This window comes from Paenarthrobacter sp. NPDC058040, assembly GCF_042885775.1.
Classification (GTDB): Bacteria; Actinomycetota; Actinomycetes; order Actinomycetales; family Micrococcaceae; genus Arthrobacter.
In genome coordinates this window covers 1-15,315 of the sequence record NZ_JBHVRN010000015.1, presented here as the reverse complement: position 1 = coordinate 15,315, position 15,315 = coordinate 1, and the positions used below count along the sequence as shown (strand labels likewise).

12 protein-coding genes are annotated in these 15,315 nt (G+C 61.4%); 8 read left to right on the top strand and 4 right to left on the bottom strand.

The window, feature by feature from the left end; genetic code table 11:
• The first annotated feature begins 96 nt into the window (after positions 1-96).
• The 8 genes from ACFVSJ_RS19435 to ACFVSJ_RS19400 all read left to right on the top strand — a co-directional run bounded on the left by ACFVSJ_RS19435 (position 97) and on the right by ACFVSJ_RS19400 (position 11,317).
• Positions 97-1,194: an aromatic ring-hydroxylating dioxygenase subunit alpha gene (locus ACFVSJ_RS19435; RefSeq protein WP_387438665.1), complete on the top strand. Its 1,098-nt coding sequence runs from the start codon at positions 97-99 to the stop codon at positions 1,192-1,194.
• A gap of 27 nt (positions 1,195-1,221) precedes the next feature.
• Positions 1,222-2,235 carry a PDR/VanB family oxidoreductase gene (locus tag ACFVSJ_RS19430; protein ID WP_387438664.1) on the top strand — a complete coding sequence of 338 codons (1,014 nt, stop codon included), beginning with the start codon at positions 1,222-1,224 and terminating at the stop codon, positions 2,233-2,235.
• A 105-nt stretch (positions 2,236-2,340) separates the two neighbouring features.
• A complete protein-coding gene (locus tag ACFVSJ_RS19425; protein WP_387438663.1) occupies positions 2,341-3,453 on the top strand; it encodes an LLM class flavin-dependent oxidoreductase in 1,113 nt (370 codons plus the stop codon).
• Positions 3,454-3,554: 101 nt separating this feature from the next.
• Positions 3,555-4,667 carry an LLM class flavin-dependent oxidoreductase gene (locus ACFVSJ_RS19420; RefSeq protein ID WP_387438662.1) on the top strand — a complete coding sequence of 371 codons (1,113 nt, stop codon included), beginning with the start codon at positions 3,555-3,557 and terminating at the stop codon, positions 4,665-4,667.
• A gap of 102 nt (positions 4,668-4,769) precedes the next feature.
• On the top strand, positions 4,770-5,444 hold the full coding sequence (locus tag ACFVSJ_RS19415; protein ID WP_387438661.1) for a GntR family transcriptional regulator: 675 nt from the start codon (positions 4,770-4,772) through the stop codon (positions 5,442-5,444).
• A gap of 212 nt (positions 5,445-5,656) precedes the next feature.
• Positions 5,657-6,934, top strand: coding sequence for an aspartate aminotransferase family protein (locus ACFVSJ_RS19410; RefSeq protein WP_387438660.1), 1,278 nt, complete (start codon positions 5,657-5,659; stop codon positions 6,932-6,934).
• A 7-nt stretch (positions 6,935-6,941) separates the two neighbouring features.
• On the top strand, positions 6,942-9,860 hold the full coding sequence (locus ACFVSJ_RS19405) for an FAD-binding and (Fe-S)-binding domain-containing protein (RefSeq protein WP_387438659.1): 2,919 nt from the start codon (positions 6,942-6,944) through the stop codon (positions 9,858-9,860).
• Entirely contained in the window at positions 9,857-11,317 is a 1,461-nt protein-coding gene (locus ACFVSJ_RS19400; RefSeq protein WP_387438658.1) for an NAD-dependent succinate-semialdehyde dehydrogenase, read from the top strand. The genes ACFVSJ_RS19405 and ACFVSJ_RS19400 overlap by 4 nt, the downstream gene beginning before the upstream one ends.
• A gap of 185 nt (positions 11,318-11,502) precedes the next feature.
• On the opposite strand, the gene ACFVSJ_RS19395 is transcribed toward ACFVSJ_RS19400, so the two are convergent.
• The 4 genes from ACFVSJ_RS19395 to ACFVSJ_RS19380 form a co-directional block, all read right to left on the bottom strand.
• Positions 11,503-12,102, bottom strand: a complete 600-nt coding sequence (locus tag ACFVSJ_RS19395; RefSeq protein WP_387438656.1) for a flavin reductase family protein — start codon at positions 12,100-12,102, stop codon at positions 11,503-11,505.
• Positions 12,103-12,301: 199 nt separating this feature from the next.
• Complete coding sequence (locus ACFVSJ_RS19390) at positions 12,302-13,141, bottom strand: PaaX family transcriptional regulator C-terminal domain-containing protein (protein ID WP_387438655.1); 840 nt, start codon at positions 13,139-13,141, stop codon at positions 12,302-12,304.
• A gap of 132 nt (positions 13,142-13,273) precedes the next feature.
• Positions 13,274-13,723: an acyl-CoA thioesterase gene (locus tag ACFVSJ_RS19385; protein ID WP_387438654.1), complete on the bottom strand. Its 450-nt coding sequence runs from the start codon at positions 13,721-13,723 to the stop codon at positions 13,274-13,276.
• On the bottom strand, positions 13,723-15,315 hold a 1,593-nt coding region (locus ACFVSJ_RS19380), incomplete at its 5' end, for an FAD-dependent monooxygenase (protein ID WP_387438652.1). The genes ACFVSJ_RS19380 and ACFVSJ_RS19385, both read right to left, overlap by 1 nt.

The following is a 15,315-nucleotide window of genomic DNA, read 5'->3' as shown; positions in this document are numbered from 1 at the left end:
CCACTAACTATCTATGTTGATAGATAGTTAGTTTTCTGTAGTCGAGACTTCGCCTAAGCCTTGACAGACACTCCGGCAGCAGCAGAGAGGCCGATGATGACTGAACTTCAAACCCGTTCCTCAGCAACTACGAATAAAACCCTGGGCCACCCCCTCAACGCTTGGTATGCAGCCGCTTGGGACCACGAAGTAGGTCGTAAACCGCTGGCCCGGACGATCGCCAACCGCCCCTTGGCTCTGTATCGCACCGAGGGTGGCAAAGCCGTCGCGCTGGCCGACGCTTGCTGGCACCGGCTCGCCCCACTTTCCATGGGAAAAGTCGTTGGCCAGGACGAGATTCAATGCCCTTACCATGGCATCCGCTTCAACTCCGCAGGACGGTGCACATCAATGCCCGCCCAAGAGACCATCAACCCTTCGGCCACAGTGCCATCTTTCCCGGTGGTCGAGCGCCACAGATTTGTTTGGGTGTGGTTGGGAGACGCAACCCAGGCCGACCCGGACCTTGTTCCCGATATGTTCCAGATGGACAGCCCGGAATGGGCCGGCGACGGGGAGACAATTCATGCTCCCTGCAACTACCAGTTGGTTCTGGACAACCTGATGGATCTGACCCACGAGGAGTTCGTACACGCGACCAGCATCGGTCAGGAGGAACTGAGTGAATCCGACTTCGTTGTAACGCATGAGGGCCGGACAGTAACCGTCGCGCGCTGGATGCTCAACATCGATGCTCCCCCGTTCTGGGTCAACTTCATGCGAAACAAATGGCCCGACTACGAAGGCAAAGTCGACCGTTGGCAGATCATACGTTTCGAGGCGCCATCCACCATAAGGATCGACGTGGGAGTCGCCAAAGCCGGGACCGGTGCGCCCGAAGGAGACCGTAGCCAGGCGGTGAACGCTTACGTGATGAACACCATCAGCCCCGAGACGGACAAGTCATGCCACTATTTCTGGGCATACATGCGTAACGACTTTCTTGGCAGCCAACTACTGACCACTCAATTGCGTAAGGGTGTTAGCGGTGTGTTCGGTGAAGACGAGGCGATGCTGGCCGCCCAGCAGAAGGCCATCGACGCAAATCCCGATTACGAGTTCTACAACCTGAATATCGACGGTGGCGGGATGTGGGTCCGAAGGCTCACTGAGCGAATGCTCGAGGCAGAAAATCGCCTCGTGACGTCACACTAGGAAACCCTGAAGAACCAGGACATAACAATGGCAGCAACAAACACCGAAGTCTGGCAGTCCGCCACTGTGACCGGCGCTCAAGACGTTGCAAAAGACATCAGGCGTATCGAACTGATTCCCGACATGCCCGTGCCGTCACAGCCCGGATCACACATCGACGTGATGGTCGAAGTTGATGGGCAGCAGGAAAAGCGCTCATATTCCATCGTGGAATCCCCAAACGCAGGAGAGCGCCTGGTCGTCACGGTCTTCAGGGACCCTGCTTCACGAGGCGGCTCGCGCTTCATGCACTCACTCGAAGTCGGCGAGAGCTTATCGATCACACAGCCACTACAAAATTTTCCGCTGCGCATCGGAGCCCCACGCTACGTTCTCCTGGCTGGCGGCATTGGAATTACAGCGATTCTGAACATGGCAAGAGTGCTTCAAGGTGTCGGTGCTGATTACCAGCTTGTCTATGCCGGGCGGAGCCGGGGCTCCATGGCTTATTTGGAGGAACTGGAAGAACTGCACGTTGGTCGACTTCAAGTTCACGTCAATGATGAAGGCACGGGGCTGGACGTCAACTCCTTCATCGGCTGTGTGGATCAAGAAGCAGAGCTCTATATGTGTGGCCCCATCAGGCTCATGGACGCCGTTCGTAGAGCATGGACCGAGCGGGAACTCCCCACACCGAACCTCCGCTACGAGACATTTGGCAACTCCGGTTGGTACGACCCTGAGGAATTTCTTGTCCGCATTCCACGACTTGGGGTGGAAGCGAATGTCAGTCCGGGTCGGTCGATGTTGGAGGCTCTCGAAGACATGGGTGTGGAGATGATGTTCGACTGCCGCAAAGGCGAGTGTGGGCTCTGTGAGGTGCGGATCCTGACACTCGAAGGTGCGGTAGATCACCGCGATGTCTTCTACAGCGAACGGCAACAACGGGCCACGGAGAAGATGTGCTGTTGCGTCTCGAGAGCCGTCAGTCCCGGCGCACAACGTGAGCCCGGCGTAGACAACACTCGAGCGCCGGCCGTCGTCACCATCGAGGTCTCCTAGCCGTCATCAGACCGCAGCCCCGATCCTGGCGGCAATCTTCAAACCAACAATTAGCTGACGCCGTCGGTTAAGTATCTGCTTTTGCATAGTGAAAGGATTATCGGAATGGCAAAGACCATCGACGCCGGTATTTTCGTCCCTGTCGGCAACCATGGCTGGATCACTTCGGTGAACTCGCCGGCGGTTGAGACGGCGGAATACACGCGGGTGCGGGAGATCGTGCAGGGCGCCGAGGCCCTGGGCTTCGACTTCGCACTAAGCCCGGCCATCTGGCGGGGACGTAAGGGTCCCTCGAAACACTGGATGCATGTTCTGGAATCACTGACGTCATCGGCTGCGCTCCTCGAGGCAACCACCCGGATCAAGATTTTCAGCACTGTGAACATGGCAATTAATCACCCCGCTACGATCGCGAAGATCGTCGCCACTCTTGACCAGATCGGTCCTGGCCGTGTGGGACTGAACGTCGTCACGGGCTCCAGCCAATTGGACCTGGCCCATCTCGGGTTGTGGAACGACGAACTGGATCATGACCGTCGCTACGATCTGGCCGATGAATGGATCCAGCTGGCCAAGAAGTGCTGGACCGAGGAGGTTATCGACCACGATGGTGAGTTCTTCCACACAGAACATGGCCACATGGGCCCCAAGCCCTCGCGCATGCCGGACCTGGTCAACGCCGGCGCCTCTGCGCGCGGTTTCCGGTTCGCGGCGGAAAACTGCGACCTCGCCTTCTTCCCGGCCAGCGATGACCCTAAGTCGATCGAAACTGCGAAGCGTGGCAAGGATATCGCCCGCGAACACGGCAACCCGAACCTGCGAAGCTACGGGTGCGTCACACTCATCCCTGGCGCCACAGACGAAGAAGCGCAGGCCCGCCTGGACCACTACAACGCAGGTGTCGACCTGGAAGCCCTGGAAGACGTCGCAGCGGGTTACCAGCAGAACAAGAGCTACAAGGAACTCAGCGAGTCCTCGAAGGCCCTCATCGGCGGGGAGAAGCGGAGTGCCGTCCTGCCTGGGGAACTGGTTGGCTCTTACGAGACCCTGGCCCGACGTCTTGCCACGACCATACTTGAGAGCGATCTTGACGGCATCATGCTCGTCGTCCCCGATTACGTGGAGGACCTGGCAGCCGTCGCCCGCAAAACCCTCCCGCTGTTGGCCGAGTACGGCGTCGAATGCCGCGTTGGGACCAACGCCCCCGCAGTTGCATAGGAGAGACGTCTGTCCGCCCCTGGCCGGGCATCATCAGAAAATGCGCAGCCAGGGGTCGTCACAACCCCGGTTTTCGGGGCTCACTTGAAAGGACTTTGGAAATGACGAGAACCATCGACGCCGGCATCTTCCTGCCGACGGGCAACCATGGTTGGATCACTTCGGTAAACTCGCCGGCGGTTGAGACGGCGGAATACACGCGGGTGCGGGAGATCGTGCAGGGCGCCGAGGCCCTGGGGTTCGACTTCGCCCTCAGTGCCTCAATCTGGCGAGGACGGAAGGGTCCCTCGAAACACTGGATGCATGTTCTGGAATCACTGACGTCATCGGCTGCGCTCCTCGAGGCAACCACCCGGATCAAGGTGTTCAGCACCATCAATATGACCTTCAACCATCCAGCCACGATCGCGAAAATGGTCGCCACTCTTGACCAGATCGGTCCTGGCCGTGTGGGACTGAACGTCGTGACCGGCGATAGCCGCCTGGATCTGGCCCATCTCGGGTTGTGGAACGACGAACTGGATCATGACCGTCGCTACGATCTGGCCGATGAATGGATCCAGCTGGCCAAGAAGTGCTGGACCGAGGAGGTTATCGACCACGATGGTGAGTTCTTCCACACAGAACATGGCCACATGGGCCCCAAGCCCTCGCGCATGCCGGACCTGGTCAACGCCGGCGCCTCTGCGCGCGGTTTCCGGTTCGCGGCGGAAAACTGCGACCTCGCCTTCTTCCCGGCCAGTGACGACCCTAAGTCGATCGAGACGGCCAAGCGTGGCAAGGATATCGCCCGCGAACACGGCAACCCGAACCTGCGAAGCTACGGGTGCGTGACGCTGATTCCGGGGGATACGGACGAAGAGGCCCATGCCCGCCTGGACCACTACAACGCAGGTGTCGACCTGGAAGCCCTGGAAGACGTCGCAGCGGGTTACCAGCAGAACAAGAGCTACAAGGAACTCAGCGAGTCCTCGAAGGCCCTCACCGGCGGGGAGAAACGGAGCGCCGTCCTGCCAGGGGAACTGGTTGGCTCTTACGAGACCCTCGCCCGGCGTCTTGCGACAACCGTCCTTGAGAGCGATCTGGACGGCATCATGCTCGTCGTCCCCGACTACGTCGAGGACTTGGCGGCCGTCGCGCAGAAAACACTGCCGCTGATGGCCGGGTACGGCGTCGAATGCCGCGTCGGCACCGACGCCCCCGCATCCGTCTAAGCGCGCAACCAAGGCTTCCCAAAAGCGAACCCATGTTGAGGGGCACAACTGGCGAGTATTATTGTTGACAATAATACTCGCCAGTTCGAGCTAGGAAGGCTCATGAGCGTACACAGCGGGCTGCAGCCCATCAGCCAGGAATCAACCCCTGCTCTCATCGCAACGCAGCTTCGTAGGCTCATCAGCAAAGGAATTCTGGCACCGGGATCTCAACTGGTGGAAATGGACATAGCCGGTGGCCTCGGCGTCAGTCGAGGTCCCGTGCGGGAAGCCATCCAGCGTCTTACGCAGGAGGGACTTCTGGTCAGCATTAGAAATCGCGGGGTCTTTGTAGCCGAATTCGGCGAGGCGGATATTCGGGATATCTACGAAGCGCGCACTGCCGTGGAGAAAGCTGCGGCAGGCCTCTTGGTCGCCCGCGATCCTGCCACCGCCGGCGCGGCATTGCTGGACATGATGCAGGCCATGGAGGCCGCGCGCCTGGACAGCGATTCGGAAGCAATGTCCGATGCCGATATTGCATTCCATGAAAAATTGGTGGACCTGGCCGCAAGCTCCAGGCTTTCCCGGATGCACGGAACACTGCTAACCGAAACCAGGATGTGCCTTAACAGGCTTGAGGGCCGTTATGCCGACGAATCCGTCCGGGTAACGGAGCACCGTGTCATAGCTGAGGCGCTGAGGGACGGCGATAGCCAGCTGCTGATGAAGCTCCTTGACGCTCACAAGGAAGATGCGCTCACGCGCCTCTTCGGGGGACGGAAACCAGGAACTTAGGCGGCCGCGCGCCGCGGCCGGAGAGTTCAACGACCGAACCACCGCTGGTCGATACCGCGATGCCGCCTCCCAACATTAGACGACTACGCGTTATGATTGTTGACAATCTTCAATCGGCAATCCAATATTGAACCACCGCTTCATACCTCGGCTTGACCAGGATGGGGACTCAGGTTCACGTTCCACAAACCCACACTCTCGAAGGTAAAACCATGACTTCACTCAGCCCCATCCTCAAGCAAGCAACCCTCGTCGTCGTGGACCATGCCCTCGGCAGTTGGATCTACGGAACCGACGGCAAGGAGTACCTCGACTTCACCACCGGCATTGGTGTGACGAGCACTGGTCATTGCCACCCCAAGGTGGTCGAGGCCGCGCGTGAACAGGTCGGGAAAATCATCCATGCCCAGTACACGACGGTGATGCACAAACCTTTGTTGGAATTGACCGAACGGCTTGGCGACGTCCTGCCGAAGGGGTTGGATTCGGTTTTCTACGCAAACTCAGGTTCCGAAGCAGTGGAAGCAGCAATCCGTTTGGCAAGGATGGCTACGGGACGACCCAACATCGTCGTCTTCCAGGGCGGTTTCCACGGACGCACGGTCGCAGCGGCCTCGCTGACGACGGCGGGGACCAAGTTTTCCGCCGGTTACGCGCCGCTGATGGCTGGCGTCCACATGTCAGCCTTCCCCTACGCCTACCGCTATGGCTGGGACGAAGTGACTGCTGTCGAGTTTGCCCTGCAGGAACTGGACTACCTGCTCAAGACTCGTACTGCGCCTGAGGACACGGCGGCCTTCCTGATCGAACCCGCTCTCGGTGACGGTGGATACCTGCCTACCCCGCCCGCCTTTATGGAGGGCTTGCGCGAACGCGCCGACCAGCATGGCATTAAGCTCATTTTCGACGAAGTCCAAGCCGGTGTTGGCCGCACTGGCAGGTTCTGGGGCCACCAGTACTCCAGTGCTGCCCCGGACATCCTGATCACCGCAAAGGGCATCGCCTCCGGCTTCCCGATTTCGGCGATCGCAGCGTCCACAGAAACGATGTCCAAGGCGTGGCCCGGTTCCCAGGGCGGCACCTACGGTGGCAATGCGGTAGCCGCAGCTGCCGGCGTCGCAACGCTCGCAGTGGTCAAGGAGGAGGGGCTCGTGGAAAACGCCCGTGTCCGCGGCCTGCAGCTCCAGGCAGGCCTGAAGGCCATCCAGAGCCGATTCCCGGTGATCGGCAACGTCCGCGGCATCGGCCTCATGCAGGGCATCGAGTTCACCACCGTCGAAGGCACCCCGGACGCCGTCACGGCCTCGGCCGTGCAGCAGGCCACCACCGATCAGGAACTGCTGACCCTCACCTGCGGCCCCGAAGGCAACGTGGTCCGCCTCATCCCCGCTCTCGTCGTGACCGAAAGCGAAATCGAAGCCGGGCTTCAGCGCTTCGAAACAGCAGTCGCAGCCGTCGTCGGCGCAGTACCAGCCACTTCCGGAGTCTAGGTGCACTATGACCACTGATGTTCTCTCCGCCAAGGACCCCATGCCGGTCCTGGATCTGCTCAAGGCCGCCGGCGTTACCGTAGAGACGTCCGGCCACCGTGTGGCGGCGTACTCCTACGACGCATCCAACTACCGGGTGCCGCCCCTCGCCGTCGTGTTCCCCCGCACGGTGGCTGATGTTGTGGCGGTGATTGGTGTGTGCAAGGACACCGGAACGCCGCTGATCAGCCGAGGCGGAGGCACATCAATGGCCGGCAACGCCATCGGCCCGGGCATCGTCCTGGACTTCTCCCGGCACATGAACCGGATCCTGACCATCGACGAGGATGCCGGAACCGCGGACGTGGAGGCCGGCGTCGTTCTTGCCACGCTGTCCCGAGAGACCGAAAAGGCGACCGGCGGGGTGCTGACGTTCGCTCCGGATCCATCGTCGAAGAATCGAGCCACTATTGGCGGTGCCATCGGCAATGATGCCTGCGGCAACCACTCGGTCCGGTATGGCCGGACATCGGACCACGTGGTGGAGCTCGACGTCGTCACCACCGACGGTGCCCGGCTTACCGCCGCGCGCGGCGGGTTGCGTGCCACCGATCCCGGCGATGCCAATTCTGTCTCCCGTGCCTTCGAACTGAACGAAGGATTGAAGCAGCTCGCCCAAAAAAACCTCGCTGCTTTCCGGATGGAGCTCGGCCGGATACAGCGTCAGGTTTCCGGTTACCATCTGGCTAGTCTCTTGCCCGAAAACGGGCTGGACGTCGCACGTGCTCTGGTGGGGACCGAAGGGACGTGCGCGATAGTGGTCCGCGCCCGCATGAAGCTCGTCCCCAAAGCCCCCAGCGCATTGCTGGTGTGCCTCGGCTACGGCGACGTTGTTGATGCAGCCAAGGACATCGGCACGATCCTTGAATTCTCGCCTGCCGCTGTGGAGGGCATTGATGAAGCAATCGTCGACACCATGAGGATGCGCCGGGGCCCGGACTCGGTACTGGGACTGCCCGAAGGTAAGGCGTTTCTGTACGTGGATCTCGACGGCGACAATCCCGAGGCCGTTGCCGCCGAAGCCGCCCAAATGCTGGACCGCCTCGCCAGCAACGGCCGATTGGTCGACGGCAGGGCGGTCCCCGACGCCATCGAACGCGCCACGTTGTGGCGGGTCCGCGAAGACGGTGCTGGCTTATCTTCACGTCCGGCCAGCGGCGGCGAATCAGCGGCCGGCTGGGAAGACTCTGCCGTGGCACCGGAAAACCTTGCCGCCTACCTCGCCGATTTCCGGGAGCTGTTAACCGAGCACGGACTAACAGGCATCATGTACGGGCACTTTGGTGCGGGATGCATGCACATACGCATCACCTACGATTTACGCAGCGAGGAAGGCCGCAGCGTTTTCCGCACTTTCACGCATGCAGCAGCCGAACTGGTGGTCCGTCATGGTGGGTCCCTCTCCGGGGAGCATGGCGACGGGAGGGCCCGTTCTGCGCTGCTTCCTGTGATGTATTCCCACGGGATGCTCGACGCCTTTGATAGCTATCGTAGAATCTGGGACCGCTTTGGAATCCTGAACCCGGGATCCATCACGGATGCTGACCCTTTCGACGCCAATCTTGCCCTCGAAGGAGTGCCCTCCCGTGGGTGGCGTACCCACTTCGAGCTCCGCCCGGTCGAAGCCGCAGAAGCAGGCGCCGATCCGTGGGTCCACGCGGTCCAATCCTGTATTGGCGTAGGGCGCTGCCGTTCCGACGCCGGTGGTGTGATGTGCCCCAGCTACCGGGCCACCGGCGACGAGAAAGACTCCACCCGTGGCCGCTCCCGAGTGCTCCAGGACATGGTCCGTGGTGCAAGGAGCATCGATGAGGGGTGGAAGTCCCACGACGTGCGCGAGGCCCTGGACCTTTGCCTGGCCTGCAAGGCGTGCTCCAGTGACTGTCCGGCGGGCGTGGACATGGCCACCTACAAATCCGAGTTCTTCTCGCACTACTACCAGGGCAAGGTTAGGCCTATCTCCCACTTCTCCCTTGGCTGGCTCCCCCGTTGGCTGAAACTCACAACGCTTATCAGCCCCTTGGTCAACGCCTTGCTCGGGAGTCCCCTCGGCAAGGTCGTGGCAGCCGCCGGCGGCCTGACGACGAAGCGGAAGATGCCGAAGTTTGCTTCCTGGAAAATGCTCCGCGACGAGCTGGCCCCCTACCGCAACAGCATCGACCCGCCCGATGCCGTGCTGTTCGTTGACTCCTTTACCAAAGGGTTCCGTCCCGAGGTAGCCGGCGCTGCGGCCCGCGTCATCGAAAGTACGGGCCGGAAGGTGGGCTGCGAAGCCGATGCGTGCTGCGGCCTCACGTGGATCTCCACCGGACAGCTTGATACGGCCAAGAAGCTCATGGCCAAGACAGTGGCGAGACTCGACGACGGTGGCCACGCACCGATCGTCGTCATCGAACCCAGCTGCGCTGCCGCCCTGAAGAGGGACGCGCCAGAACTGCTCGGCACCGAGGCAGCCGAACGGGTCTCCCAAAGGATCCGCAGCTTCGCAGGCGCTGTCCACGAATGGGCCGACGCCGGGTGGCAACCACCTATCGTCCCGACCGCCGTGACCGTTCAAACACACTGCCACGAATACTCCACCTTCGGCGCGACCATTCAGCGCAAGGCCCTAGCTGCGCTGGGGGTAGCCAACGTCACGGAAGCCACCGGCTGCTGCGGAGTCGCCGGCAACTTCGGCTTCGAAGCGCAGCACTACGACGTCTCCATGAAAGTAGCGGAACAGGCTCTCATCCCCGCGTTGGCTCGGACAGCTCCAGAAACCCCCGTCCTGGCCGATGGTTTCAGCTGCGCCATGCAGGTCAAACAACTCGACCCCGAACGCATGAGCCTCCACCTCGCCGAACTCCTCGACCCCCAGACCACCCATCACCCAGAAGGACAATCATGACCATCACAGCACAGGCCCTCGCGGGACTGCAGACACAGCTGTTCATCAACGGACAGTGGGAGGACCTCCCCGATCGTCCACGCATCCACGTGACCAACCCGGCAACGGACGAGGTCATCGCCACCATCCCCGACGCCGCCCCGGAAGACGGACGCCGCGCCGTCGACGCCGCCAACAACGCCCAAGCAGCCTTCGCTCGGATGAGTTCGCGTGCCCGGGCAGATATCCTGCTCGAAGCCCACCGGCTGCTCCTGGAATCAAAGGAAGACCTTGCGGCCATCATGACCGCAGAGATGGGCAAGCCCCTCTCCGAAGCCCGCGGCGAAATAGACTACTCCGCCGGCTACCTCCAGTGGTACGCACACGAAGGTGTGCGCGTCCAAGGATCCCACGCCGAATCCCCCACCGGTCGCGGACAAATCGTCCTGTCCCGCGAACCCGTCGGCGTGTCCCTACTGATCACCCCCTGGAATTTCCCCCTCGCCATGGGAGCCCGCAAAATCGCCCCCGCCATCGCCACCGGATGCGCCGTAGTGGTCAAACCCGCGGAGAAGACCCCGCTGACCATGCTATTTCTCGCCAGGATTCTCGAGCGAGCCGGTGCCCCGTCGGGAACCATCAACGTTGTTACCACTTCCAGCTCAAGCGCGCTGGTGGCGCCGTTGCTCAGCGAAGGTCTTGTCCGCCACCTTTCCTTCACCGGATCCACCTTCGTGGGCAGCAAACTCCACGGCCAATGTTCCGAACACATGATCCGGACGTCCCTTGAACTCGGCGGAAATGCACCGTTCATCGTCTTCGACGACGTCGACTTGGACAAAGCGGTCACCGAGATCACTGCAGCCAAGATGCGCAACATGGGGGAAGCCTGCACGGCAGCCAACCGCATCCTCGTCCATGAGAGCATCGCGGAGGAACTTACCACCAGGCTGGCGGAAAAATTTGCCGCTCTGCGTACGGGCAACGGCACTGAAGCCGGCACTGACATCGGGCCCATGATCGACCAAACAAGCGTCGAACGCATCCAGGCATTGGTTGACGACGCCGTCTCCCGCGGTGCCAAGGTCCGTACGGGCGGAGCCATCCCTGAAGGGGCTGGCTCTTTCTATCCGCCCACCGTTCTCTGCAACGTCAGCCGCGACTCACGGCTCATGCGGGAAGAAATCTTCGGACCGGTGGCCCCGGTCATCTCCTTCACCGACGAAGACGATGCAGTTACCTTGGCAAACGACACCGCCTACGGCCTGGCCGGATACCTGATGACCAACGACCTGGGCCGCGCCCACCGAGTGTCGCGCCGCATGGACGTCGGAATGGTCGGCATCAACTCCGGAATTATCTCGGACGTCGCTGCTCCCCTGGGCGGAGTAAAGGCCTCGGGTATTGGACGCGAAGGAGGAGTTCTCGGCATCGACGAATTCCTCGAATACAAATACACCTTCATCCCGCACCAGTAACTTTCCTGGATTGGGAAGCCGGGACTTCGCCAGAAGACCCGGCTCCCCCATTCCTTGCCCAGCGTAGTGCCGACCGCTCGCCTGGCAAGGGTTCTGCCAACCCATCTGATGACGTGAGATGGTGCGGCAGAAGCAGTGGTTGGCATCGGGCAGTCCACACCCGGAGGCCCTCGATGCTCACTTGTTCAGGGGTCTTGGTACTTAATGCGCGGCTCGTGATGTACCGAACCAGGTAGCGCCCACAAGGGACCGCTCAACCGTCCGACAGGGGCTAATGCGTCAAAATCAGGATCGCCATCCACGAGGCAGCTTTCGGCGATGCTGAAATGCAGCACTTGCCCGAGGATGATCACCCCGTTTCCCCGTTCGAGGACATCGGTTACGCGGCATTCCAGCGCAGCCGGAGACTCCGCAATCCGTGGTGGAGAAACCATGACCGAAGATGCCTTCGTGAGTCCGACCGCTGTGAATTCATCAACGTGCGGTGGATACTCAATGGCAGTCTCGTTGATCTGGGTTACACGGGAAGCTGGAGCGAGATTGAAAACGAATTCGCCCCTCTCGCGAGCGTTGACCGCACTGTCCTTCCATCCCACCGTGGAAAACATCACCAAGGGCGGATCAGAAGCGACCACGCCGCTGAACGAGAACGGGGCGATGTTGTCGATCCCCGCTGCCGACTGTGTTGTTATCCACGCAATCGGACGGGGAACAACCAGAGCCGTGAGGAGCTGATACGCTCTCCCGGCATCGATGTCCCTGGCATCGACTTCCAACCTGTCCATCGGTTCCTGCCCGTCGAGAAGTATGAATTGAGGAACCCGTGGTCGATGCCGCAACAACCGTCGCCTAAGGCTTGCCCGCAGCAGACGGACCGTACGCACTTAAAATCACTGTCTGGCTACTCGTGTTCTTCCGTGCAAGTCTAGAAACTATTTGATCAAAGATCAAGCGTGTCGATTCCTTCGCGATCATCGGAGTCCGTTAGCTGGACGAACCCAAGGTGGCATGTCCGATGACGTTTCGCGCGTAGGCCTCTGCCAGAGGCGCAGCAGCAGTATGAATAGCGGTGAAAGACCGCCATGCCGCCGGTCCGTGCCACGACTGCGGGAGATAGTCGGGTGGGAGGTGAGGGTCGCGATATGGAAACTGGCGCCACATGGTCAGCATCGGCACATAGCAGCGGAATGCGTCCCTGATAAGGTCTTCGACAGTCGTAACGTCAGACGCCTGTGCTGTCTCTCCCTTGCTCAGTGCAGCCCACCTTTGCCCTTCGGCTCCATAGAGGAACAGAAAGTCCTGGTATTGCCCGTCGAGGTACTCCAGGTCCCACCAGACGGCAACCTTCTCCTTCGTGGTGCCGGCCGACACATGGTCGCTGAGGAACAAATCAACGAACTGCATGAGTCCACGGCGGGTGAGTCGAGCTTTAGCCTGCTCCAGCACATGGGCCGGCGCAATCCAGGTTCCGGAAGATACGCAACCAAAGCCGATCTTGGAGAGCTCCGTACGCAATTGATACCTGCGGTTCCGCATGGTTTCCGGCACGGAGAAGACCGCAAGAACCCACATGCTGCTCCAACTCCGGGGCTCGGGATCGAAGATGCGCTGATCGCCTTCCCGAAAGACACCAGTGGCCGTTTCGGAGACCCTGTACTTGGCAACGCGGTCCTCGCGTTCACTTTGTAGGAAGCCTTTGGCTTTGAGTCTTGCGACTGATGATCTTACACCGGAAGCGTCGTAACCCAGAGTGCCCAACATTGCTATAAGTGCCGCGATGGGAAGGGCTCCATCGTTCCTCCCGTACAGCCCAAAAATTGTCACGATGAGCTGCTGATGGCCGACCCTGGTTCGGAGCACCTCGCGCATCCCGTTTCTCCGTTCCGATCCTTAAGGTGACAAGCCGTTCGCCTCATGAACAGGCATCATCTGTAGTGAGGCGAACGGCATCTGACACTAGAGTTCGGGGGCCCCGGGCGCGCTACCGGTAGCAACGAGGAAGTCCTCAGGCCATGGCTGAGCTGAGGTGGCCCCGGGCGGGACATGAACCGTCGTGACTGTGCCCGTCGCGGCAATGCCGCCCTCCTCATCGCCATGGGCGTCGCCATGCACCGCGAAAGCCATAGTGAGCGAGGTTCGGCCGACTGCCTGAATCCCGACGGTTGCAGTTACACCCTGGCCGAACCAAAGTTTGCTCTTGTAATTGACAACCTGTTGCACCCGTGGGGCAGCCGGAAAATAGTCCGGCAGGTTCAAGTTTCGAAAGAGTTCCGCTTCGGCAGCCTCCACCCATCGCAGAACCGCCGCGTTATGCTGATGCCCGGAGGCATCGGTGTCAACCCACTCCACGGTTCGCCGGACAGTTGCCTCCAGTCGTGGCTTCGAAAACTGTGGACCTGCAGTCATCAGTTACTCAAGGCCGCCGCAGTTTTGGGAGAAGGCGTCCAGCGGAGGTGCGTGTTGGCTTCATCGGTCTCCGGTTCTTTGAGCAGGGACAGGCGCGGGCGTACGGCGTCGGTGCGTGAGCTTGGTGGCTTGCGGCGGCCGGCACGGAACTGCGGGATCCACTGCGCGCCCGGGCCTTGGTATTCCTGTTCCGCGGCGGCGTGGAGGGTCCACTGGGGATCGTAGAGGTGCGTGCGGCCCAGGGCGATGAGGTCTGCGCGGCCGGCGAGGAGGATGGAGTTCACGTCGTCGTAGCTGGAGATGGCGCCGACGGCGATGACGGCCACGCCTGCCGGAGCGGCGACTTCCTGGCGGATGCGGTCCGCGAATGGCGTCTGGTAGCTGCGCCCGAACGCGGGCTTCTCTTCCTTGGCCACCTGGCCGGTGGAGATATCCAGTCCGGCTGCGCCGTGTTCCACGAAGGCCTTGGCGATCTGGACGGAGTCATCGGAGGTGTTGCCGCCGTCGATCCAGTCCGTTGCGGAGATGCGCACCGTCACCGGCTTGCTGGAAGGCCAAGCCGCGCGGACGGCGTCGAACACTTCCAACGGGAACCGCAGCCGATTCTCCAAGCTGCCACCGTATTCATCGGTGCGCTGGTTGGAAACGGGCGAGAGGAAGGAGGAGAGCAGGTAGCCGTGGGCCGCGTGGATTTCCAGGAGGTCGAAGCCTGCCTGCTCCGCGCGCTGGGTTGCGGCGACGAACTCGGCCTTGATGGCATCCATGCCTGCCCGGTCCAGTTCCAGCGGGGTTTGGTTTTCAGGGCCGTACGGCAGTGCGGAAGGTCCGACGGCGGTCCAGTTGCCGGAGTCGAGCGGCTGGTCGATTCCTTCCCACATGAGCTTGGTGGAGCCCTTGCGGCCGGAGTGTCCCAGCTGCGCACCGATCTTCGCGGTGGAGCGGGAGTGTACGAAGTGGACGATTTCCTTCCAGCTGTCGCGCTGCTCGTCGGTGTAGAGGCCGCTGCAACCGGGGGTGATGCGGCCAGTTTCGGAGACGCAGACCATTTCGGTCATCACCAGGCCGGCACCGCCCAGTGCCTTGGAGCCGAGGTGGACCTTGTGGAAATCGCCGGGGACGCCGTCCGTGGCGGAGTACATATCCATGGGCGAGACGATGATGCGGTTCTTGAGCTCCAGTTCGCCGATACTGAAGGGCTGGAACATGGCCGGTGCCGTTTCCGTGAGCCCGTGGGAAGCGGCGAAGTTCCGGTCCACGGCGTCGGCGAACTCGGGGTCGCGCAGGCGCAGGTTTTCCTGGGTGATGCGGCGGCTACGGGTCAGCAGGTTGAACGCGAACTGCGTCGGGTCCTGGTCCTTGTATTGGCCGATGCGTTCGAACCATTCCAGCGAGGCCTGGGCGGCACGCTGGGTAGAGGCCACTACCGGACGCCGTTCGGTTTCGTAGGCTTCCAAAGCTGCTTCCACCGTGGGGTGCTCGTGGAGGCAGGCAGCCAACGCCAGTGAATCTTCCATGGCCAGCTTGGTGCCGGAGCCGATGGAGAAGTGTGCCGTGTGGGCGGCGTCGCCCACCAGGACCACGTTGCCCTTGCG